Annotated in this window: 19 protein-coding genes and 1 pseudogene; 14 read left to right on the top strand and 6 right to left on the bottom strand. The window is 67.6% G+C overall.

Annotated elements, in window-relative coordinates; all coding sequences use genetic code 11:
• Positions 1-729, top strand: a complete 729-nt coding sequence (locus tag ACFSQR_RS04285; RefSeq protein ID WP_377728385.1) for a LytR/AlgR family response regulator transcription factor — start codon at positions 1-3, stop codon at positions 727-729.
• 36 nt (positions 730-765) lie between these two features.
• Here ACFSQR_RS04285 and ACFSQR_RS04280 read toward each other — a convergent pair whose 3' ends face one another.
• The 3 genes from ACFSQR_RS04280 to ACFSQR_RS04270 form a co-directional block, all read right to left on the bottom strand.
• Complete coding sequence (locus ACFSQR_RS04280) at positions 766-3015, bottom strand: helicase C-terminal domain-containing protein (RefSeq protein ID WP_377728384.1); 2250 nt, start codon at positions 3013-3015, stop codon at positions 766-768.
• Positions 3006-4640 carry a VRR-NUC domain-containing protein gene (locus tag ACFSQR_RS04275; protein WP_377728383.1) on the bottom strand — a complete coding sequence of 545 codons (1635 nt, stop codon included), beginning with the start codon at positions 4638-4640 and terminating at the stop codon, positions 3006-3008. The genes ACFSQR_RS04280 and ACFSQR_RS04275 overlap by 10 nt, the downstream gene beginning before the upstream one ends.
• A gap of 63 nt (positions 4641-4703) precedes the next feature.
• Positions 4704-5318, bottom strand: a complete 615-nt coding sequence (locus ACFSQR_RS04270; protein ID WP_377728382.1) for a hypothetical protein — start codon at positions 5316-5318, stop codon at positions 4704-4706.
• Positions 5319-5527: 209 nt separating this feature from the next.
• Between ACFSQR_RS04270 and ACFSQR_RS04265 the strand changes: the two are divergent.
• From ACFSQR_RS04265 to ACFSQR_RS04250, 4 genes and pseudogenes are all read left to right on the top strand, one after another.
• Positions 5528-6154: pseudogene (locus ACFSQR_RS04265) on the top strand (M15 family metallopeptidase); the annotation flags it as partial.
• 80 nt (positions 6155-6234) lie between these two features.
• Positions 6235-9927: a type VI secretion system membrane subunit TssM gene (tssM, locus tag ACFSQR_RS04260; protein ID WP_377728381.1), complete on the top strand. Its 3693-nt coding sequence runs from the start codon at positions 6235-6237 to the stop codon at positions 9925-9927.
• Entirely contained in the window at positions 9924-10889 is a 966-nt protein-coding gene (gene tagF, locus ACFSQR_RS04255; RefSeq protein ID WP_377728380.1) for a type VI secretion system-associated protein TagF, read from the top strand. Before tssM ends, tagF begins: the two co-directional genes overlap by 4 nt.
• Positions 10886-11647, top strand: a complete 762-nt coding sequence (locus ACFSQR_RS04250) for an OmpA family protein (protein ID WP_377728379.1) — start codon at positions 10886-10888, stop codon at positions 11645-11647. Before tagF ends, ACFSQR_RS04250 begins: the two co-directional genes overlap by 4 nt.
• Here ACFSQR_RS04250 and icmH read toward each other — a convergent pair.
• Positions 11634-12392 carry a type IVB secretion system protein IcmH/DotU gene (gene icmH, locus ACFSQR_RS04245; RefSeq protein WP_377728378.1) on the bottom strand — a complete coding sequence of 253 codons (759 nt, stop codon included), beginning with the start codon at positions 12390-12392 and terminating at the stop codon, positions 11634-11636. The genes ACFSQR_RS04250 and icmH overlap by 14 nt on opposite strands.
• Positions 12389-13720, bottom strand: a complete 1332-nt coding sequence (gene tssK / locus ACFSQR_RS04240; protein WP_377728377.1) for a type VI secretion system baseplate subunit TssK — start codon at positions 13718-13720, stop codon at positions 12389-12391. The genes icmH and tssK overlap by 4 nt, the downstream gene beginning before the upstream one ends.
• A 180-nt stretch (positions 13721-13900) precedes the next feature.
• Here tssK and ACFSQR_RS04235 point away from each other — a divergent pair, with 180 nt between their 5' ends.
• The 9 genes from ACFSQR_RS04235 to tssA all read left to right on the top strand — a co-directional run bounded on the left by ACFSQR_RS04235 (position 13901) and on the right by tssA (position 21986).
• Positions 13901-14449: a hypothetical protein gene (locus ACFSQR_RS04235; RefSeq protein ID WP_377728376.1), complete on the top strand. Its 549-nt coding sequence runs from the start codon at positions 13901-13903 to the stop codon at positions 14447-14449.
• Positions 14450-14458: 9 nt separating this feature from the next.
• Positions 14459-14968: a type VI secretion system contractile sheath small subunit gene (tssB, locus tag ACFSQR_RS04230; RefSeq protein WP_377728375.1), complete on the top strand. Its 510-nt coding sequence runs from the start codon at positions 14459-14461 to the stop codon at positions 14966-14968.
• Entirely contained in the window at positions 14968-16452 is a 1485-nt protein-coding gene (gene tssC, locus ACFSQR_RS04225) for a type VI secretion system contractile sheath large subunit (protein WP_377729019.1), read from the top strand. The genes tssB and tssC overlap by 1 nt, the downstream gene beginning before the upstream one ends.
• Positions 16453-16487: 35 nt before the next feature.
• A complete protein-coding gene (locus ACFSQR_RS04220) occupies positions 16488-16979 on the top strand; it encodes an Hcp family type VI secretion system effector (protein WP_377728374.1) in 492 nt (163 codons plus the stop codon).
• A 62-nt stretch (positions 16980-17041) separates the two neighbouring features.
• Positions 17042-17518: a penicillin-insensitive murein endopeptidase gene (locus tag ACFSQR_RS04215; protein ID WP_377728373.1), complete on the top strand. Its 477-nt coding sequence runs from the start codon at positions 17042-17044 to the stop codon at positions 17516-17518.
• A gap of 8 nt (positions 17519-17526) precedes the next feature.
• Positions 17527-17886 (top strand): hypothetical protein, encoded by a 360-nt coding sequence (locus tag ACFSQR_RS04210; RefSeq protein WP_377728372.1) that lies wholly within the window; start codon positions 17527-17529, stop codon positions 17884-17886.
• A gap of 85 nt (positions 17887-17971) precedes the next feature.
• Positions 17972-18436 carry a type VI secretion system baseplate subunit TssE gene (gene tssE, locus ACFSQR_RS04205; protein ID WP_377728371.1) on the top strand — a complete coding sequence of 155 codons (465 nt, stop codon included), beginning with the start codon at positions 17972-17974 and terminating at the stop codon, positions 18434-18436.
• A 12-nt stretch (positions 18437-18448) separates the two neighbouring features.
• Positions 18449-21100 carry a type VI secretion system ATPase TssH gene (tssH, locus tag ACFSQR_RS04200; protein ID WP_377728370.1) on the top strand — a complete coding sequence of 884 codons (2652 nt, stop codon included), beginning with the start codon at positions 18449-18451 and terminating at the stop codon, positions 21098-21100.
• A complete protein-coding gene (gene tssA, locus ACFSQR_RS04195) occupies positions 21093-21986 on the top strand; it encodes a type VI secretion system protein TssA (protein WP_377728369.1) in 894 nt (297 codons plus the stop codon). The genes tssH and tssA overlap by 8 nt, the downstream gene beginning before the upstream one ends.
• A 38-nt stretch (positions 21987-22024) precedes the next feature.
• Here tssA and ACFSQR_RS04190 read toward each other — a convergent pair whose 3' ends face one another.
• Positions 22025-22582 (bottom strand): phasin family protein, encoded by a 558-nt coding sequence (locus ACFSQR_RS04190; RefSeq protein ID WP_377728368.1) that lies wholly within the window; start codon positions 22580-22582, stop codon positions 22025-22027.
• Positions 22583-22698 lie beyond the last annotated feature (116 nt).

Below are 22698 nucleotides of genomic sequence, written 5' to 3'. Positions count from 1 at the left end.
GTGCGGGTCATCATAGTCGACGACGAAGAGCTGGCGCGCGGTGTCGTGCGCGAATTCCTGCGCCCCCATGCGGGCGTGGAGATCGTGGCCGAATGCGCCAACGGGTTCGAGGCGGTCAAGGCAATCACGGAGCTGGAGCCGGACCTGGTGTTCCTCGACATCCAGATGCCCAAGCTGGATGGATTCGAGGTGGTGGAGCTGGCCGGCAGCAAGCCGCGCTATGTGTTCGTCACCGCCTACGACCAGTACGCGCTCAAGGCCTTCGAGATCCATGCCGTGGACTACCTGCTCAAGCCGTTCAGCCAGCAGCGCTTCGACCAGGCGCTGGCGCACGCGCGCGCCGGCCTCGGGGAAACGCAACCGGCGGAGGAGATGGCAAAACAGGCAGCCGCGCGCAGCGCGCCGCTGGAGCGCGTGCTGATCCGCGACGGCGCCAGGGTCCACGTGATCGCCGCGGGCAAGGTGGACATGATCGTCGCGCAGGACGACTACGTGGAGATCCATGCCGAGGGGCGCTCCTACCTCAAGAACCAGCGCCTGTCGGAGTTGGAGAGCCAGCTCGATCCGGGCTGCTTCGTGCGCATCCACCGCTCCTACATCGTCAATATCGAGCGGGTCAGCCGCATCGAGCAGGCCACCAAGGACACGCACCAGGCGGTGCTCAAGGATGGTACCGTGGTCCCCGTCAGCCGCTCCGGCTACCAGAAGGTCCGTTCGCTGGTCCGGTAGCGCGGCGTCTCCGCAAGACTTGCGGCCCCCGCCTGGCTAGGAAGCGGGCGCCGGGCTGACGTCCCACCACAGCGGCAACAGCTCGCGCACCTGCGCCTGCCCGAACCGGTCGTCGATGAGGTACACGACGCCCCGGTCCGACTGGGTGCGGATCACCCGCCCGGCAGCCTGCACCACCTTCTGTATCCCGGGGTAGAGATAGGTGTAGTCGTAGCCCGCCCCGAACATCGCCTCCATCCGCTCGCGCATCTGCTCGTTCACGGGATTGAACTGCGGTAGCCCCAGCGTCGCGATAAAGGCCCCGATCAGGCGCGCCCCCGGCAGGTCGATGCCTTCACCGAACGAGCCGCCCAGCACCGCGAAGCCGATGCCGCGTCCGTCGTGCGTGAAGCGGGCCAGGAACGCATCGCGTTCGCCTTCGCTCATCGAGCGCGACTGGCGCCATGCAGGCACGTCCGGGTACTGCGCCGCGAACGCATCGGCCACCTGTTCCAGGTATTCGAAACTGCTGAAGAACGCCAGGTAATTGCCCGGCGTCGCCTCGTACTGCTGCGCCATCAGCCTTGCGACCGGCCCCAGCGAGCGCGCGCGATGCTGGTAGCGCGTGGAGATCTGCCGGACCACGTGCACCGACAGCTGCTCGGCGCTGAACGGCGACTCGACGTCGATCCAGGCCGTGTCCTTCGGCATGCCGAGCGCGTCGGTGAAGTAATTCCACGGGCTGAGCGTGGCGGAAAACAGCGTGGTCGAATGCGCGAGCGCAAAGCGCGGCTGCAGCCATGGCGCCGGCACCACATTGCGGATGCACAGGGCCGAGTCGCGCGCGCCCTGCATCGACACGTCGAACAGCGAGTGCGCGCCGAACTGCTCAGACAGGCGCACGAACAGCATGGCGTCGAAGTAGAAGCGCTGCAGGGCAGGGTCGAGCTGCTCGGGATGCTCGGCCAGCATGTCGGTGACCGCGGAAACGAGTCCCTGCAGCTCGCTGACCAGTTTTTCAGGGATCGCCTCCAGCACCGCGTACTCGCGCTCCACCCTGGGCCACGCGCGCGACACGCGGTCGAGCGCCTTGCGCAGGTGGGCAGGGGCGGCTGCGCGCGCGGCCCGCAGCGCTGCCTTCGCCAGCTGGCCGCTGTACATCGAGCGCGCCCGCGACACCATGTTGTGCGCTTCGTCGGCCAGTACGCTGACGCGCCACTGGTTGGCCAGCGTCAGCCCGTACAGCATCGCGCCATGGTCGAAATAGTAGTTGTAGTCGCCAACGACCACGTCGCTCCACTTCGCCATCTCGCTGCCGAGGTAGTAGGGACAGACCTCGTGCGCCAGCCCGACCCGCTGCAGCGCCTCGCGGTCCAGCGTTTCCTCGGCCAGCGCCGCCTCGCGCGCCGCCGGGAGGCGGTCGTAGAAGCCCTTCGCGAGCGGACACGACTCGCCGTGGCAGGCCTTGTCCGGATGCTCGCACGCCTTGTCGCGCGCGGCCAGTTCCAGCACCCGCAGCGGAATAACGCACTGCTTGCGGATCACCTGCGCCGCGTCGAGCGCCAGGCGCCGGCCCGGCGTCTTGGCCGCCAGGTAGAACACCTTGTCCAGGCCATGCAGCGGCGCCGCCTTCAGCGCCGGGAACAGCGTGCCGACGGTCTTGCCGATGCCAGTGGGAGCTTGCGCCAGCAGGCATCGCCCGCTGGCGTTGGCCTGGTACACGGCCTGCGCGAGCTGCCGCTGGCCCGGGCGGAAGGCCGGGTAGGGGAACTGCATCGCGGCCAGCGCCTGGTCGCGCGCCGCGCGGTGCGCCGCCTCCTGTCCGGCCCACGCGATGAAGCGATCGCATTGGGCTTCGAACATCGCTTCGAGCTCCGCCGCGGTGCGCTCCTCGCGCAGCACGGTTTCGGCCTGCGTGGCGATGTCGAAATAGACCAGCGCAAGTGCGATTCCGCCAAGCCCGAGCTGGCGGCACATCAGGTGGCCGTAGACGCGCGCCTGCGCCCAGTGGAGATGGCGGTGGTTGTCCGGCATGCGCGACAGGTCGCCACGGTGCGTCTTGATTTCCTCCAGCAGGTTCTGGCCGGGGTCGTAGCCGTCGGCGCGGCCGCGCACGTGCAGCCTGCCGTGGTCGCACGACAGGCTGACCTCGCGCTGGTAGCCCGGACCGCGCCGGCTGGTGACGACCTGATGGCCGGCGATGCCTTCCTGGGCGGTCGGGGAGGGCGTGAAGCGCAGGTCCAGGTTGCCCTGCTTGGCCGTGAACTCGCACAGCGCCCGCACCGAGACGGTGTAGGTCACTCCCATTGCAGGTAGCAGACCGAGACCGGCATGCCATGGGTGGCGCAGTACTCGATCCAGCGCAGCTGGTTGTCCTGGAGGCGGTCGCCCGGGCCCTTCACCTCGATCATCTGGTAGCGCTTTTCGGCGGGCCAGAAGCGGATCAGGTCAGGGAAGCCTGTGCGGTTGCTTTTCACATCGGCCAGGATGCGCTCGAACGAGCGGCGCAGGTGCAGCGCCGGAATGCAGTCGAGCGCCATCGCGAGCAGTTCCTCGCTCAGGTAGTCCCACGCGAGGAAGGGCGACTGGATCCCGTGCTTGCCGGCGAAATTGGCGAGGATGGTGGCGCGGTACTCGCCCGTCTCCAGCTGCCCGAAACAGTGTGCGAACTCGCGCTCGCGCCGCGCGTGGAAGTCGGCGCCATACAGGTCGGCCGGGGCGCGGTGAAACGGATGGAAGAACGCGCCCGGAATGGCGGAGAAGATCGCGCGCCAGCACAACAGGCCGAACAAGGCGTTGATCAGCGTGTTCTCGACGTAGTACACCGGCGCGTCGTCGCGCGTCAGGTGGTCGCGCACCACGCCTTCCACCCACCAGGCTTCGGCCGGCATCGGCAGTTTCAGGTCGATGCGGTCCACGCCGGGCCGCCTGGCACGCACCCTGGCGTGCCCCAGCCTGGACGCGAGGCGCGGCGCAATGCGGGCCAGGTGCTGGCGTTCGGTGTCGCTTTCCGGCGCCTGCTGGGCCGCGGCGAGCAGCTCATGCGCTTCGGCGTAGCGGCCCGCCTTCTCCAGGACCCGTACCGCGCGTGCGCGGGCGCCGGGGTAGCTGCAGTTGCGGTAGGCGTCGTGGGCGTTGGTCCAGTCGTGCAGCTTTTCGTAGTGCTGGGCGATCGCGAACATCAGCTTCTCGCGCCGTCCGCCAAGCCATTCGTTGTCCGGCACCGGTGGCGGGACGTCGCGCAGCACGCTGCCGATGTCTTCGCCATTGGCGAAACGCTCGCGGCACTGGTGCAGCGCTAGGAAGTAGTCGATGTCGCGCCGGCACCGGAACGCGCGCGACGCGGCCGAGAACTCGACCTGCTCGAACTTGTAGATGCCCAGGTCCGACAGCACGATCTCGGTCCAGTCCTGGTGGAAGTTCCCGAAGAAGATCAGGCGCAGCCGGTCGCACAGCGCCTGCGCTGCAACGCGCAGCGCGCGCTCGGGCAGGTCCTTGCACCAGGCGCTGAAGGCGCGCGCGTCGGCAAAATCGGCGCGCAGTGCTTCCAGCTGCTCCGGCTTGCGCGCACCCCTGAGCTGCGCGGGCAGTCCGAATACGGCCGCGACCTCCGCCTTGGTGAGCAGGGCGAACAGTTCGTCGAGCGTGATCTCGGGATCGTCCTCGACCCATCCGGTGGCAACCAGCGCGCGCGATGCCTCGACCGCGCAGCCGATTTCCGCGTAATTGAGCTTGCTGGCGCGAAACAGGGCGCCCTTGCGCATCACCATCCGCACGAGCAGCGCGCGCGATGGCCGGGGCAGGGTGGGGAAACGGTCGAGGAACGCGCGCTCCTCGTCCGTCAGCAGGTCCGGATAGCGCGAGCCGATCCAGTCGAGCACCCGGTGGAAGTTATCCAGGTAATAGAACTGGTTGTCGAGCTGTGGAGTCATGGTGCGGGTACTGTAATTATGTACAGTATAACCCGCCGCCGGCTCCTTACCCAGCCAATTCGGTCATGGCGACTGCGTTTTCGTGGCTTTTCGGATGGCTCTTATCAAGGCGACATCGGGATCGTTGTCCGGGACGGCTTCCGGCGCCGGCTCGGGCTTGGCCCGCTGCGCTTTCGGCACCGGTGCGTTGCGCCGCGCCGCCGTACGCTGGCCCGGCGGCTTGCCGGCAGCGGCTGCCGGCGCCGTGCGCTTCTGGGCGGTCGCTGACCGGGCGGGAGCCTTGGCCGGCGGCGTTGCTGTCTTTTCCCTGGGTAGCACGACCAATGGCATCGGCGGCGGCATGGGCGGCGGCTCCACCTGGGCCAGCATGATCGGGGCCGGCTTGGGCGGGGCCAGCGCGACGCGTTCCACCCGGGCCGGGCCCGATTCGAACACCGGCTTGTGCGCCAGGACAGGGGCGGCCTCGCCGGACGAGGGCTGCAAAGGCCGCGCCTTGGTGGTTGTCGACCACGCGACCGCCGCCAGCGCCGCCACCATCAGGACGATGGCCCCGCCACCCGCCCAGACCCAGCGCGGCTCGATGCCGATGCTGAAGCCTGCCGCTGCCTTGCGCGCCGTCTTCGGTTCCAGCTGGTCGAGGATGCCCCCTGTGCCGGGACGTTTGCGATTTCCGGACATTAAGTTCGGACGGTTCGAGGATTGTTGACGGGGGTCTGAAGGGCGCACGGTTTTGCTCCTAAGATTGATGACTCCTAGCATTGATTAAAGCTAATCCGCGCGGACACATGATGATCTTGATCGCACTTTGTTACTTTTTCATGGTCTGTGGCCTGGGCGCGGTGTTCCTCGCGCCCCAGCGACACGGTCCGGCGCTGAAACTCGGCCGGCTGGTGCGTCACCGCTGGCTGGCCGGCGTCGTCGTTGGCTGCCTGTTGATTCCGCCTGTCCTGGTCGCCCTCCTGTCCAGTACGGACCCGGCCTTGCCCGGCTACGACCAAGGCGAGATCGTGCCCGACGCGCAAGTGTCGGCCCTGCTGCGTGGCGAGCAGCTGGTGGCGCCGCCCGCCTTGCCGCCGCTCGTATTCACGACGGCGGAGGTGGAACTGGTGAGGCCGATGCTGGCTGAAGCCAGCCGCAACTGGGGCATGCTGCATCCGGAATTCCAGCGCCGCCTGCTGGCAGCCTTCCAGGTCATGCGCGAACGGCATGGCTATGAGATGGCGCTGCTGGAAGGGTACCGCAGCCCCGAGCGCCAGGACCGCCTGGCCGCACTGGGCCAGGGCGTCACCAACGCGCGCGCGTTCCAGAGCTACCACCAATACGGGCTGGCCGCCGATTGTGCCTTCCTACGCGATGGCAAGCTGGTCATTTCCGAAAAGGATCCGTGGGCGATGCGCGGCTACCGCCTGTACGGCGAGGTGGCCGAATCGCTCGGGCTGACCTGGGGCGGGCGCTGGAAGATGATGGATTTCGGCCATGCGGAACTGCGCTTGCGCGGCGCGAAACCGGGCTGAGCCCGGCGCTTGCGCCGCCTCAAGCGGCCAAACGGTGAAGGGTGCCAACATTTCCTGACGACTACAACCGAGCCCATCCCATGCGTCGTCTATGGCAATTCCTGACCCACCGCTGGGTCAAGCGCACCCTCGTGCTCACACTGGCCTGCGCCGTCGCGCTGCTGGTCACCGAAGTCCTGGAGATCACGCCGCTGTGGGGCATCGGCAGCGTGCTGCTCGCCGCGGCGCTCTGGGCCCTTGCCGTGCATGCCCGGCGCCGCTGGCGCGAACGGGCCGCGGATCCCCTCGCCAAAGCGATCGCCGAGCCGTGCAACGACGCCCGCGACGAAGTGCCCGCGCTGCGCAAGGCGATGCTCGATGCGGTCGGCACCATCAAGTCGTCCAGGCTGGGCATCATGCGCGGTTCCGCGGCAATGTATGAGCTGCCGTGGTACATGATCATCGGGAACCCGGCCGCCGGCAAGAGCAGCGCGATCGCGCATTCGGGCCTCAGCTTCCCGCTGGCCGGCAGCCGCGCGCTGCATGGCGTGGGCGGCACGCGCAACTGCGACTGGTTCTTCACCACCGAAGGCATCGTGCTCGACACGGCCGGGCGCTACAGCGTGGAGGACAGCGACCGCGCCGAATGGCTGGCCTTCCTCGGCCTGTTGCGCCGCTACCGTCCGCGCGCGCCGGTCAATGGCATCATCATTGCGGCCAGCGTCGCCGACCTGATTGCCGGGCCGCCGCAGAAGAACCTCGAGCTGGCGCGCAACCTGCGCTCCCGCGTGCAGGAGCTGACCGAGCACCTTGGCGTGTACGCGCCCGTGTATGTGGTGTTCACCAAGGCCGACCTGGTGGCCGGATTCTGCGACTTCTTCCACGGCGCGCAAGGGGCCGAGCGCGACCGCACCTGGGGCGCCACGCTGCGCTACAACCGCCGCCGCGCGCATCAGGACGTGCTGGCCTTCTTCGACGAGGGATTCGACGAGCTGCACGAAGGCCTGAAGGAAATGAGCCTGGCGAGCATGGGAATGGCGCAGGCCATGCGTCCCGGCGTGTTTACCTTCCCGCTGGAGTTCGCGTCGATGAAGCCGGTGCTGCGCGCCTTCCTGGCCACATTGTTCGAGGAGAATACCTACCAGTTCCGGCCCGTTTTCCGCGGCTTTTATTTCACCAGCGCGCTGCAGGAGGGATCGGTCGCCAACCATGCATCGGAGCGGGTCGCGGCGCGCTTCGACGTGGAGCTGCCAAAACGGGGGGAGGCAGGGGAGGCGCAGGACGCCGGCGCCGGCTACTTCCTGCGCGACCTGTTCCGCAGCATTATCTTCGCCGACAAGGACCTGGTCGCGCGCTACACCACTCCCACCGCCACGCGCATCAAGTACGGCGCCTTCGCCTGCGCGGCGCTGGCGCTCGGCGTGGCGCTGGCCGGATGGAGCTGGTCGTATTCGAACAACCGCCAGCTGGTGGCGAATGTGGAAGCCGACCTGGCGAAAGTCGTGCGACTGCAGGACAAGCGCACCGACCTGCAGTCGCGCCTCGAGGCGCTGGAGGTGCTGCAGGACCGTATCCAGCAGCTGGAGCACTACCGTGCGGATACGCCGCTGATGCTGTCGTTCGGCCTGTACCAGGGCGACACGCTGGAGCGCAAGCTGCGCGACGAATTCTTCGCCGGCATGCGCGACGTCATGGTGCGGCCGGTCGGCGCGGCGCTGGAGGCGCACCTGGCCGCGATGAACGCGCACGGCGACCAGCTCGATCCGGCGACCCAGGAACGGCTGGGCGCAGGCACCCAGCCGGGCCAGCCCTACCAGGACGGCTCGCCCACCAACGTCGCCGATGGCTACAACGCCCTGAAAACGTACCTGATGCTGGGCGATAAGAGTCATGCCGAGACCGGCCACCTGCACGACCAGCTCACGCGCTTCTGGCGCGGCTGGCTGCACGCGAACCGCGGCGCCATGCCGGAAGAGCAGCTGATCCGCAGCGCCGAGAAGCTGCTCACTTTCCACATCGCGAACGTGGAGGACCCCGCCTGGCCGCAGCTCCAGCCAAAGATTGCGCTGCTCGACACGGCGCGCGAAAACCTGCGGCGCGTGGTGCGCGGCATCCCCGCGCGCGAACGCGCCTATGCCGACATCCGCGCGCGCGCATCGACCCGCTACCCCGCGGTGACGGTCGCCCGGCTCGCGGGCGAGCGCGACGCGGCGTTCATCGCAGGCAGCCACGCCGTGCCCGGCGCCTTCACGCGCGAAGCCTGGGACGGCTATGTGCGGGCGGCGATCCGCGATGCGGCCAACCGCGAACTGGCAAGCACCGACTGGGTCCTGCGCACGACGACGCAGAACGACCTGACGCTGGAAGGCAGCCCCGAACAGATCGAGAAGGCGCTCACCGACCTGTACAAGGCCGACTACGTCAGGCAATGGAACACGTTCCTGCAGGGCGTGACCCTGGCCGGCTTCGACAGCTTCGACGGCGGCGTGCGCGCGATGAACCGCCTGGGCGATCCCCAATCCTCCCCGATCTCGCGCGTGCTCGCCTATGTCCACGAGCAGACTGCGTGGGATGCGCCGGGCGGGGGCGGCGCCGCAACGGCCAAGGTGCAGAAGGGAGTGATCGCCTGGCTGCGCGAGAAGATCCTGCGGCGCGCCCCGTCCGATGTGCGTACCGGCGTGGACGCGGCCGGACTGGAGATTCCATCAGGCGGAGCCGCCCCGTCGCAGGGGCGGATCGCACGCGAGTTCTCGGGGCTGGCGCGCATGGTGGCCGTGCGCGAGAAGGAGGCCACGCTGATGACCGGCTACCTCGACGCGCTCTCGCGCCTGCGCACGCGCCTGAACCAGATCAGGAACCAGGGCGATCCCGGTCCCGGCGCCCGCCAGTTCATGCAGCAGACGCTGGAGGGCAGCGGCTCCGAACTGGCCGAAGCGCTCAAATTTGTCGACGAGCAGATGCTGACCGGGATGAGCGACGAGCAGAAGCAGGCGCTGCGCCCGATCCTGGTGCGTCCCCTGATGCAGTCGTTCGGCGTCGTGATCGCGCCCAGCGAATCAGAAATCAACCGCACCTGGATGGCGCAGGTGGTGGAGCCGTTCCGGGCCTCGCTGGCAAGCAAGTACCCGTTCTCGCCGCGCGCCACGATCCAGGCCAGCCCGGCGGAAATCGGGCAGGTATTCGGCCCGGACGGCGTGGTGGCAAAGTTCGTGAGCGCCTCGCTCGGCTCGCTGGTGGTGCGGCGCGGCGACCTGCTGGAGCCGCGCCGCTGGGCCGACATGGGCATCGAGATGAACCCTGGCGCGCTGGCCGGCTTCCGGTCCTGGGTGGCGCCGCTGGAGGCCAACGGCGTCGCCGGCACGGGCGGCGTGCAGAACATCTTCCAGATCCGGCCATTACTGTCGCCCGGCGTGCAGGAATTCACCGTCGAGATCGACGGGCAGCAGCTGCGATACCGGAACACGCCGCCCACGTGGACCAGCATGGTCCATCCGGGACCGGGCGTGCGCGGCTTTCGGATCAGCGCCGTGCTGGTCGACGGCCGGACCGTGGACGTGTTCAACGAGGCCGGGCCGCATGCGCTCGGCATGGCGATCGAGCAGTCGGACCAGGTCAAGCGCGGCGCCTACAACGAACTTCGCTGGAAGAAGGGCAACGTGAGCGTGGCGCTGGACTTCAAGAAGGTCATCAGCAGCGAGGGCGCCGGCGGGCGCGGCTTTGTCGGGATGGCGCTGCCGGATGCGATCGTGGGCCGGCCGCCCGAGCAGGTCGCCGTTGCAGGAGGTGCGCAATGAAGCCGCTGCCGCACCGGATCGGCTACTTCGGCAAGCTGCCTTCGCGCAGCGACTTCGTGAAAGCGGCCCACGACGCTTCGCTGCTGGCCGCGCTCGACCACTGGCTCGCCGAAGTGATGGACACGCTGCCTGAGAATGCGCGCTGGAAGACGCGCTACGATGCGCTCGCGCCAGTGCACTTTGCCTTCCTGTCGCCGGCGCGCAGGCACGCAGTGGCAGGGCACCTGGTCTCCAGCCGCGACGCATCCGGGCGCCGCTTCCCGTTCATGATGATGCGGCCGCTGGATGTGCCCGAGCCAGCCGCGTTCGCGCGCCATTGCCCGCTCGCGCTGGCGCCGCTGTGGGCCAGCATGGCGGCCGCCGCGGCCGAACTGCTCGCGTGCGCCGAACCGCTGCCCCGGCTGCTGGCGCTGGGCGACTCCGAAGTGGCGCTCGCGGCGCACTGCGAGGGCGCGCTGGCGGGCTTCCTCGATACCGGCACCGTCGGCTCGCTCGGCGCGCTGCTCGGGCGCAGCGATCCGCGCGAGCTGGTCATGGCCGTCGGCATGCTGCTGCAGCCGCTGCTGTCCCATGCCTACGACGACATCGAGAAGAGCCTCGTGCTGCCGCTGCCGGCCAGTCCGTCGGCCGCGTTCCCGGTGGCGGCGTTCTGGCTCGAACTGGTGGTGCCTTTCCTGGCCGGGAACAACGCCGAGCTGGCGCTGTACCTCACGCAGTTTGCCGGCGCGCCGTCGCTGGTGATCGGCTTCTCCAGCGCGAACGCGCGCACGCTGGCGGCCATCGTCGACCCTGACTTCGCGCAAGAACTGCTGGTGACGGTGGACGACACCGCCTGGGTGGACGAACCGGATGCCTCGCCGCTCGACCTGCGCACCCTGTCCAGCTACCTGGAGCAGCCGCACACGCCACTGCGCTTGGCCCGGGACCTGTACCTGCAAACCTTTGTGGGAGCCTGCTCATGAAGCGCCTGTTGATGATCCTGTGCCTTGCCGCACCCGCCGCGCTGGCCCAATTGCCGGCGCCCGGCCCCGTCATCGCCAGCGGCACGATGCCCGACCAGGCGGGCAAGGATGCATTGCTGGCGCGCCTGCGCGAGGTCTACGGCGCCGGCCGCGTGGTGGACCAGATAGCGGTAGGCGACGTGGCTGCCCCCGCCGGCTGGAGCGAGCGCGTCGCGGCGATGGTCGGCCCGGCGCTCAGGAACATCTCCGGCGGCCAGCTGGCGGTGGAGGGGAGCTCGGTCAGTCTGCGCGGCGCCGTCCCCAGCGATGCCGTGCGTGGCGAGGTGGCATCGAAGGTCGCGCAGGCCCTTGGCGGCGGCTTCAGCGTCAGCGATGGCTTGCATGTGGCGGTGCAGGAGCAGGCGCTGCTCGACGCCGCGCTGGCCGACCGCATCGTCGAATTCGAATCCGGCAGCGCGACCCTGACCGGCGCCGGGATGGCGGTGCTGGACCAGGTGCTGGCCGCGCTGCGCCAGGTCAGGGGAAAGCGGGTCGAAGTCATCGGTCATACCGACAACGCCGGATCGCGCGCACGCAACCTGACGCTCAGCCAGGCTCGCGCCGAAGCGGTGAAGGCCTACGTGGTTGCGCGCGGCATCCGTCCGGATGCGATCTCGGTGAGCGGCGAAGGCCCGGACCGCCCGGTGGCCGACAATGCGAGCGCCGAGGGGCGCGCCCGCAACCGGCGCATCGAGTTCAAGGTGATTACGGAAGCGTGATCGTCACGTGCGCCGTGCGCGGCGGCAGCCTGACCACGTCGTTGTAGGACGCCAGCGTCTCTTCCGCCTCGTTGCCGAGCAGGGCCGACAGCGCCGCGTAGGCGCATGCCCCGGCCAGCAGGAACACGCCGGACAGCATCCACAGCGACAGGTCGCGCCGCATCAGGTTCGCCACCTGGTCCGGGCGCGCGCCACGCGGCGCGAACGGGCGCGCGCCGCCACGCATGCGCGCGATTTCCTCACCCAGCCGCGCACAGATATAGCCCAGCTTCTCGACGCCATTGATCGAGTAGCGCCCGCGGAATCCCAGCAGCAGACACATGTGGTAGACCTCCAGCGCCTGCAGGTGGACGCTGCCGCGCAGGCGCAGCTCGTCGAGGCGGTCGAAGAACTGTTCGCCGGCCAGCTGGTCGCCGAACAGCCGCAGTTGCAGCGGTCGCGACTCCCATGCGGCGCGTGCCTGCGGCTGCGTGCGCAGCACGGTCTCGTCCAGCGCCGCGCAAAAGGCGTACTTGGCAGCCAGCGTCTCGTCGGGGGCGATGCCGGCCTTGCGCGCGCGCTTGTCCACCTCGGCGATCAGCTCGGCCATGCGGTCCGAAAAGCTGGCTTCATCCTTGATCGTGGCGCCGTCGCGCAGCAGGAATAGCGCATAGAAGCCCTCGTAAAGCAGGTCCACCAGCGCCGGTGCCCGCTGGGCAGGGGTGGCGGCTTCGCCGGCGGCGCGGCGTTCGGTGCGCTTGCTCATGGCAGCACCGCCACCAGCTCAAGGCGCAGCTCCTGGATGCCGGCCGGGACATAGATGGAAATCGCCTGCGCCTTGAGCATGGCTTCGTAGAGCGGGCCTCGGCTGTCGATCGCGAAGTAGCAGGTGTCCGGCCGCACCGGCAGCGCCGACGGGACCTGCGGCGCATGCGCGATTTTCACGCCCGGCAGCGCGGACAGGACGAACTTGTCCACGTCTTCCGGCGCCCCCACCTTGAAACGCAGCGGCACCAGTTCCACCAGCTGCAGCGCCGGCATGTCCGCCGATACTGCGAGATAGAGCGCGGTGCGCGCGTCGATCTTTCCCGAATCGAGCGCGCCGAGATAGTAGTTGGGGCGCTCGTTGTCCAGCGCGATCGAGAAGTAGCGCGCGGAGATGACCGTGTCGAGCAGGTCGCGAACAATCGCATCCAGCCTGGCGAAGGCAGGTCCGGGATCGGCGTGCGAGTAGGCGGGCAGGTCCTCCAGCCGGTAACTGCGCGAAAAGGTCATCAGCGCGCCGGCCAGCTGCAGCAGCTGCTGGTACAGGCGCTCGGGATGCAGGTCGCGGTGCTGGGCCAGGTGTGCCAGCGCGGCATGGGCGCTGCTGGCCGTGTGCAGCAGCCAGAATGCCGCCGCGTCGCCGGAGCGGATCTCGATCACGTGCCGGCTCGGCTCCCGGTGGTGGCCATACAGCGCGTTCACCTTGGCCAGCAGCTTCTCCAGCAGGCGTGCAAGGCGCCGGTACAGCGCCGCGGTGGCGCCGATCGACATCGAGGGTGGCAGGAAGTCCGCGTCCGCCTCGAAGCCGCCTGCCGCCAGGCGGCGGATCCGCGCGATCGGCACGGTCTCGTAGGCGTCCAGTGGCTCGTGCCCGGTGAGCAGGCGCAGCGACTTGCGCAGCACCGACACCTGCGCGCCCGCGGAGCGTGAATACAGGTCGTCGACCTCGCGCTGCTCGGTGGCGTAGCGCGCATCGGCGCCGCTGCAGTTGCCGCCATGCGGACGGACGCGCGGCAGGGCGGCATGGATGGTGGCCTCCTGCGCATCGTCCGGCAGCGTGGACAGGTTGAGCGGCAGCGGCAGGATGTCTGGGCCGGGCGCGCGGAATGTCTCGCCGTCGCGGAATACCAGCGATAGCGCGTCCACACGCACCACGTCGTTGCGCAGTCCTTCGGGATCGATCTCGACCTGGCGCACGCCCCACGCATACGGGTGCAGCGCGCTGGCCATCTGCTGCAGCCGCATGTCGTGGTAGCGGTCCTGCTGCTGGAAGTGCTGCGGGCGCAGGAACAGTCCTTCGCCCCACAGTACCGGTGCCGGAGTAGTCAATTGAGCCTCGCTGTATTAAAGAACCCGATCCAAGGATCGCCCAATAGGCGCGTCCGATATTGATGACCCGCAACGATTTTCCGCATGGAACGGATCAGCCCATCTTTGTTGACTGGTCGCAATTCACCCGGATTTTCACGCGGCAATAATGGCCACTACAAAACCGAACGGGAGAGCGCGATGAAATATCCAACCCTGTTGACGTGTTTGATGGCGGTCGCGCTGGCGGCCTGCACGACGCAGACGCCTGCGCCCCCGCCGCCGCCGCCGACGGTCCAGGCTTCGCTGGATGAGGCCGAGACGGCATTGCGCGCCAATCAGCGCGACAAGGCACTGGCGGTGCTGAAGCAGGCCGCTGCCAACCATCCCACCAAGGCCGAACCCCTGCTGCGGGCCGCCCAGATGCATTACGACCGCAACGAGTACGGCGAAGCGATCACCTGGGCGCGCAAGGCGCTGGAGCGTGAACCGGCCAATGTGCTGGCCCACAGCATCGTCACGGTCAGCGGCCTGCGCGTGGTGACCAAGTCCCTGAACGACCTGGCCGACCGCAACCTCACCGGCGAAGCGCGCGACGAAGCGGAAGGGCTGGCCAAGCTGCTGCGCACCGCGCTCAAGGAAGACGGGCCGCTGGTCCCGGTGAAGAACGTCCCGGCGCGCAGCGCGCCGGCGCCGTCGAAGAAGGGCAGGAAAGCGCCGGCTGACGATCCGTTCAGCGCACTTAAATAAGGAGAAGAGATGGGCAAGAACGACAGCGTGCAAAAGCGCCTGCAGAAGGTGCGCCCGCCGCGGGTGCAGATGACCTACGACGTGGAGATCGGCGATGCGATCGAAAACAAGGAGCTGCCTTTCGTCGTGGGTGTGGTCGGCGACTTCGGCGCCGACCCGGACGTGGAGCGCAAGCGCCTGAAGGACCGCCACTTCGTCAACATAGACAGCGGCAACTTTGACGAGGTGCTGGGCGGCGTGGCGCCGGCCGCCTCGTTCCGCGTGCCCAACCAGATCGACGGCAAGGGCGGCGAATTCCCGGTCAGGCTGCAGTTCCGCCAGATGGCCGACTTCCGCCCCGAGTCGGTGGTCCAGCAGGTCGAGCCGCTGCGGCGCCTGCTCGACGCGCGCACCAAGCTGGCCGACCTGCGCAACAAGATCGCCGGCAACGACAAGCTGGAGGACCTGCTGGCCGATGTCCTGGCCAGCACCGACAAGCTGGAAAGCCTGCGTTCAACCGTCACCCCTGAGGAGAAATGATGTCCGCGACCCTCGAAGCCGCCGTTGCCGCGCCCGCCGTCACCGAAACCAGCCTGCTCGACAGGATCGTCGAAGAAAGCCGTGTCGCCAGGTCCGGCAGCGAACACGCACGCGCGCGCGACATCATCGGGGAGCTGGTACGCCAGGTGATGGACGGCACGGTGGTCGTCTCGGACAACCTGTCGGCCACGCTCGACGCGCGCGTCGCCCAGATCGACCAGCTGATCTCGCAGCAGCTCTCGTGCATCATGCACGCGCCCGAATTCCAGAAGCTCGAACGCAGCTGGACCGGCCTGCACTACCTGGTGAAGAACTGCGCCTCGCAGCAGACGGTCCAGGTGCGCATGATGAACGTGACCAAGCGCGAACTGGTCAAGGACTTCCAGAGCGCGCTGGAGTTCGACCAGAGCACGATCTTCAAGAAAGTCTACGAGGAGGAGTTCGGCACCTTCGGCGGCGCGCCGTACGGCACGCTGGTGGGCGACTTCGAGATCACGCGCCAGCCGGAAGACATGTACTTCATCGAACAGATGTCGCACGTGGCGGCGGCCGCGCATGCGCCCTTCATCACGTCCGCTTCGCCCGAACTGTTCGGCGTGGACAGCTTCGCGGAACTGGGCAAGCCGCGCGACCTGGCCAAGGTGTTCGACACCATCGAGTACGCCAAATGGAAGGCCTTCCGCGACTCCGAGGACGCGCGCTACGTTGGCCTCGCGATGCCGCGCTACCTCGGTCGCCTGCCGTTCAACCCGGTCAACGGCACCACCGTGGAGGGATTCAACTTTGTCGAAGACGTGGACGGCACCGACCACTCGCGCTACCTGTGGTGCAACGCCGCCTACGCCTTCGCCGCGCGGCTGACGCATGCCTTCGACGAATTCGGCTGGTGCGCCGCGATCCGCGGGGTCGAGGGCGGCGGGCTGGTGGAGGACCTGCCGACCCACACGTTCAAGACCGACGAAGGCGAGATCGCGCTCAAGTGTCCGACCGAGCTTGCCATCACCGACCGGCGCGAGAAAGAACTGTCGGACCTGGGCTTCATCCCGCTGGTCCACTGCAAGAACACCTCGTATGCGGCGTTCTTCGGCGCGCAGTCGGCACAGAAGGCGCGCCGCTATAACAACGAGGCTGCCAATGCCAACGCGGTGCTGTCCTCGCAGCTGCAGTACATCTACGCGGTCTCGCGCGTGGCGCACTACATGAAGGCCATGATGCGCGACAAGGTGGGCAGCTTCGCCTCCGCGTCCAGCGTGGAGGACTACCTGAACCGCTGGATCACGCGCTACGTGCTGCTGGACGATAACGCGAGCCAGGAACAGAAGGCCCAGTTCCCGTTGCGCGAAGCGACCGTGCAGGTGTCCGAAGTGCCGGGACGGCCCGGCGTGTACCGCGCGGTCTCGTTCCTGCGGCCGCACTTCCAGCTCGACGAGCTGTCCGTATCCCTGCGCCTGGTTGCGGAGTTGCCGCAGTCGAGCAAGGGCTGATCCCGGTTTTTTCCACCCAACGATAGGAGCTTCACATGGCAATTGACGTGTATCTGCAGATCGACGGCATCAAGGGCGAATCGGCCGACGACAAGCACAAGGACTGGATCGAAGTGACGTCGGTCCAGTGGGGCGTCACGCAGCCCCGTTCTGCGACGGCATCGACCGGCGGCGGCCACACTGCGGAGCGCTGCGAGCACCAGGACATCGTGATCTCGAAGATGGCCGACCTGTCCTCGCCGATCCTGATGCAGACCTGCTCGGCCGGCAAGACGATCCCGCGCGCGCGGCTGGAGTTCATGCGGGCGGACGGCCAGGGCGAGCGCATCAAGTACTACGAGATCGAGCTGGAGAACGTCCTGATCGGCCAGGTGAATCCTTCGGTGGGGGAAGGGGCGATCATGCAGGAATCCGTCGGCCTGAAGTTCTCCAAGGCCAAGTGGAAGTACTGCCAGCAGAAGATCGGCGGCGGCGCCGGCGGCAACACCTCCGGCGGCTGGGACCTCGCCGCCAACCGCGTCGTATAGGAGCGAGTCACAGTGGCGGTCCTGCGATCCGGACGTGGGACCGCTTCCAGCGAGGAGAAGAAATGGCAGCGCTCGAAATACCGGTCCAGGACAGCCGCAGATATTTTATCCTTCCGCAATCACCGGAAGAGTCCGGCTACTACACGTATGGTCTACCGAAAAATGGGGTTGGTCAGTACACCCATCCTGCCTTGATCAACGCATTGTTCGCTGTCGAGCGCCACTGGTCGTTAATGGATGAGCGGAAGTTTGGGATCGGGAATATAAGTCTCTACGATGGCAAGAAGTTTAGTGGCCATGATTCGCATCGCAGCGGCTTGGACGTGGATATTCGGCCGATTAGGCGAGACGGGAAGCAGTTGGGTGTCACGAGGTTCGATGCAAATTACGATCGCGATGCCACCGCAAGGCTGATTGAACTCTTCTTTTGCCTCGCAAGGGTAAAGCTGGTGTATTTCAATGACATCTCGATTCCGGGAGTCCGTTCGCTCGCCGGGCATGACAATCACTTTCACGTAACGATTAAGGCTCCGCGATGAGAAGGGCGATGTTCGTTTCGGCAGCGGCATTGGCGGTTTCAGCGGCACTTGCCAATGCGGCGCCCGATTGGGATTTCAGCTATCGAAAGTTTACAGGCGAGTACGTGATCTACGCTGGGCAGCTTGGTGAAACGGCGCCGCCGACACCCAGTGACCGCAAGCTCTCGATGATGGTTATGGGTGACCTTGCCCGCGATATGTTCCATTCAATGGGACCCGACATCAAGGGTACATGCGGTACCGAGGACGGAGGGCGAGTGCGACGGAAGCAGAAAGTCTCATGCACCTATTTTCCGGCGGATGGCTACAGCTGTCACATCGGGATCAACCTTCGAACTGGGGAAAGTATTCCGGGATCGATCTGCTGACCACGCGATGCTGCGTACACAAAGTGTTCTCCGGCGTGAGTCGTTAACCGCGGCCCGGTGCCGCGGTCTTTTTTTGGGAGGCGCCATGCACCGGTTCAGCGCCGGACTGATGGAGCGGCTGTTCGGGGATGGCCCGGCACAGCTGACGCTCGAGCAGTACAAGGACAGCATCGCGCGCGACCTGGAAGCGCTGCTGAACACGCGCCTTGCGATCCTGCCGGAAGACCTGGCGCCATATCCGCACTGCCGAAATTCGATCCTCAGCTACGGGCTGGTCGACTTCGCGGACAAATGCATGTCCAGCCCCGCCGACCGCGCCGCCGTGTGCGCCAGCCTGAAGCAGGCCATCGAGCGCCACGAGCCGCGCATGTCCAACGTCCACGCCATGCTCGAGAAGGAGAGCGGCACCGTCAACCGCCTGCATTTCGTCATCAGCGCGACGCTCCGGATGCCATCCGGACGCGAGCCCGTGAACTTCAACGCCGTGCTGCAGCCGTCGTCGCTGCGCTATTCGATCTCCCGTTCCGCGCGCGCCGCGCGCAACAACTGAGGACCCACGCCCATGGATATCAATATGAAGACGCTGATCGCCAAGCTGAACGAGTCGGCCCGCGAGGCCGCCACCCGCGCCGCCAGCATCGCGGTCGGCCTCGGCCACTACGAGGTCGATGTCGAGCACGTGTTCCTGGCGCTGCTGGAACAACCCGACTGCGATTTCGTGTGCATCGCCCGCAACAGCGGGATCAGCCTGACCACGCTGGAGAGCGACCTGCGCGGCGAGGTCGGATGCTTTGCCAACGGCAGCACGCGCACGCCGGTGTTCTCGCGCTACCTGCCCACCTTGTTCGAGCATGCCTGGCTGATCGCCTCGCTGGGCGGGGGGCAGGCGCCGCGCATTCGCAGCGGCCATTTGCTGCTCGCCTTGCTGACCGAGCCAGGACTGGCGCAGCTGGCGCAGCGCGGCTCGCGGCTGTTTGCCCAGTTCCCGCGCGAGCGTATCAAGCACGAGTTCGACAAGATGACGAAGGGTTCGCGGGAAACGGTGGCGCACAGCGACGCGGGACCCGCATCGTCCGATCCGGTGTCCGAACTACGCGCCGATGCCGGCACGCCGGCGCTGGACCAGTTCACGACCTCGCTCACCCAGCGTGCGCGCGAGGGCAAGCTCGATCCGGTTATCGGCCGCGATCCCGAGATCCGCCAGGCCATCGACATCCTGATGCGCCGGCGCCACAACAACCCGATCTTGACCGGCGAGGCCGGCGTGGGCAAGACCGCCGTGGTGGAAGGCCTGGCGCTACGCATCGCCGCCGGGGAGGTGCCGGCCGTGCTGCGCGATGTCGAGATCCACACGCTGGACATGGGCCTGCTGCAGGCGGGGGCAAGCGTGAAGGGCGAATTCGAGAGCCGCCTGAAAAACGTGATCGCGGAGGTGCGCAAGAGCACACGGCCGATCGTGCTGTTCATCGACGAGGCGCACACGATGATCGGCGCGGGCGGACCGGCCGGCCAGAACGACGCCGCCAACCTGCTCAAGCCGGCGCTCGCGCGGGGCGAGCTGCGCACCATCGCGGCCACCACCTGGGGCGAATACAAGAAGTACTTTGAAAAGGACGCCGCGCTGGTGCGGCGCTTCCAGGTGATCAAGGTGGAGGAGCCGGACGAGCAAACCGCGTGCGCCATGCTGCGCGCGATGGCGCCGCTGATGGAGAAGCACTTCGGCGTGCGCGTGCTCGACGAGGCCATCGTGGAAGCGGTGCGGCTGTCCCATCGCTACATCAGCGGCCGGCAACTGCCCGACAAGGCGATCTCCGTGCTCGATACCGCCTGCGCGCGGGTCGCGCTGGGGCAGGACGCCACGCCGGCGCAGGTGGAGGAGTCGGTGCGTGCGCTGGAGCGGATCGACGCCCAGCTGGCCGCGCTGGCCCGCGAGGAAAGCGCGGGTGCGGACCATAGCGGCAGGATTGCGATGCTGCGCGCCGAGCGCGTGGCGGCGACGGCGGAGCATCGCCGCCTGAGCGAACGCTGGGAGCGCGAGCGCGGCATGACCGCCCAGGTCGCCCGGCTGCGCGCGCAGATGGAGGCGGGGGAGGCGGACGGGCAGGCCGATGCGCTGCGCAACCTGCTGTCCGAGCTGCGCAGCGTGCAGGGCGATGCGCCGCTGGTACCGACCCAGGTGGACGGGCAGGTGGTCGCCGGCATCCTCGCGGCCTGGACCGGCATTCCGCTGGGCCGCATGGTCAGGGATGAAATCGACGCGGTCGTGCGCCTTCAGGCGCTGCTCGACGAGCGTGTGCTCGGCCAGCGACAGGCCACGGCCGCCATCGCGCAGCGGGTCCGGATCGCGCGTGCCAACCTGGAGGATCCATGCAAGCCGCGCGGCGTGTTCCTGTTCGCCGGCCCATCGGGCGTGGGCAAGACCGAGACCGCGCTGGCGCTCGCCGATTTGCTGTATGGCGGCCAGCGCAAGCTCGTCTCGATCAACATGAGCGAGTACCAGGAAGCACACAGCGTCTCCGGCCTGAAGGGGTCTCCGCCCGGCTACGTGGGCTACGGCGAGGGCGGCGTGCTGACCGAGGCGGTGCGCCGCAATCCGTACAGCGTGGTGCTGCTGGACGAAGTGGAGAAGGCGCACCCCGACGTGCTGGAACTGTTCTACCAGGTGTTCGACAAGGGCACGCTGGACGACTCGGAGGGCCGCGAAGTCGACTTCCGCAATACCATCATCATCATGACCTCGAACGCCGGTTCTGCCCAGGTGATGCAGGCCTGCCTGAACAAGCCGCCCGAGGAGATGCCGTCCCCGGCAGCCCTTGCCGACATCCTGCGGCCCGTGCTGGTGCGCCATTTCAAGCCCGCCTTCCTGGGGCGCTGCACTGTCGTCCCGTTCTATCCGGTGGGCGACGACGTGCTGGGCGAGATCGTGGAGCTCAAGCTGGAGCGCATCCGCGAGCGGATCCAGGGCCAGCACCAGGCCGAGTTCCTGTACGACGACACCCTGGTCGATGCGGTGCTGGCGCGCTGCACCGAGGTCGATTCCGGCGCGCGCAATGTCGACGCCATCATCAATGGCAGCGTGCTCCCCGCGATCGCGGAGTCGGTGCTGGCCCGGATCGCGTCCGGCACACCGATCGCGCGCATCAGTGCCAGCGCCAATGCGGCGGGCGATTTCGATTATGCGTTCGAACCGGCGGAAGGAGGTTGCGATGCCTGACCTGGAACGGATCCTTGCGCCGATCGCCGGTGCGTCGCCTGCCGGCGAGGACATTTCCTTCTCCACGGAGATCGACGCGATTGCGAAGGCGCGCGTGTCGGACGACCCTTCGCTGGACCAGGGTGCATGGGAGACCGAGCTGCGCGAAGCCGACTGGGAGTTCGTCGCGCGCCGGTGCGCGGACGTGATCGCGACCCGCAGCAAGGACCTGAAGCTGGCGGTATGGCTGGCGGAGGCGCTGGCCCTGACCGGCGGCCTGCGCGGCCTGGGCGACGGCCTGATGGCGGTGGCCGGACTGTGCGACCGGTTCTGGGAATGTGTCCATCCGCAGCCGGACGAAGACGGACACGAACTACGGGCCGGCAACCTGGCGTGGATCGCTGCGCGCACGCCGCAGCTGCTGTCGACGTTCTCGCCAGCTGCCGGCGCCGATGCGCTGCGCCAGCAGGTGCTCGATGCCGACCACTGCGCGACCGCGATCGAGGAGCTGGAGCGGGTAGTGGACGAGCGTCTTGGCAGGGACGGACCGGGCCTCACGGCGGCGAAAGCCGCGATGAGCTCACTGGAGCGGGACATCGTTGCCGCAGCGCGGGCTGCGGGAGCGGGGCAGGAAGAGCAGGGCGATGTGGCGGCCGCGATGGGAGCCACGGGTGCGCAGCCGGCGTCCATCGGCGGCGCGGTGCAGTCGCGCGCGCAGGCGCTGGCGCAGCTGCGGTCGATCGCCGAATTCTTCCGCCGCACGGAGCCGCATAGCCCGGTGGCCTACCTGGCGGATAAAGCGGCGGAGTGGGGGGCGCAGCCGCTGCACGAATGGCTCCGCAGCGTGATCAAGGATCCGGCGTCGTACGCGCATGTCGAGGAGCTCCTCGGCGTGCGCGCAGAATAGGGAAGGGGACTGTCACCGCAAGGTGCAGTCCCCCTGCATCACCGCTGGCTGGCGGGCGGCGTGCCGTTCTTGGACACCATCTCGGTCGCCTTGGCGATCTGCTCTTCCACCTGCTTGACGGCGTCGCGCGTCGCGTGCGTCACCTGCTCGTAGCCACGGAACGCATTATCGATCGCGGCCTTCACGATCAGCACCGCATTTTCCGACCCCGGCTTGACGTTCTGCGTGACGTCGTAGATCAGCGCCGACAACGCGTTCTTCGCTTCCAGAAGGTGCGCGTCGGCCGCGTGCGTGAAGTCGTCGTGGATCTCGTCGATGATCTGCTTGAGATCCTGGCCGTACGTCACCGCGCTTTGCATGCCCGGCTGCGCGTGCGCCGCCGCGGTCGACATCGCCGCCTGCGGGGTGGCCGCCTGTGTGATCTGCTCGCCGGCCGTCAGCGAGTCTCCCATCGCCTTCCTGGCAGTCGCCATGTTGAGGTTGACCACTTGTTCGACGCCTTGCACGGTCTTGCTCGCCAGTGCGTTGAACGTATTCATCTGCAATTCGAACAGCGTCTTGGTGGCTGCCGCGAATTGTTCCGGGCTGGTAAACATCGTCTCCTCCTGCGTTTCGTAAATGTGGACAGGCAAGGTAGTGGTGCTGCAACTTAAGTGTATAACATGAAATTGCGCGGGCGCGTTATGATCGCGCAGCCGTGGCGCCGCCGCGG

Origin of the sequence: Pseudoduganella sp. GCM10020061 (assembly GCF_042683405.1) — a bacterium.
GTDB lineage: Bacteria > Pseudomonadota > Gammaproteobacteria > Burkholderiales > Burkholderiaceae_D > Telluria.
Note: the sequence above shows the minus strand (reverse complement) of the source record. Positions and strands in the feature narration are given on the sequence as shown.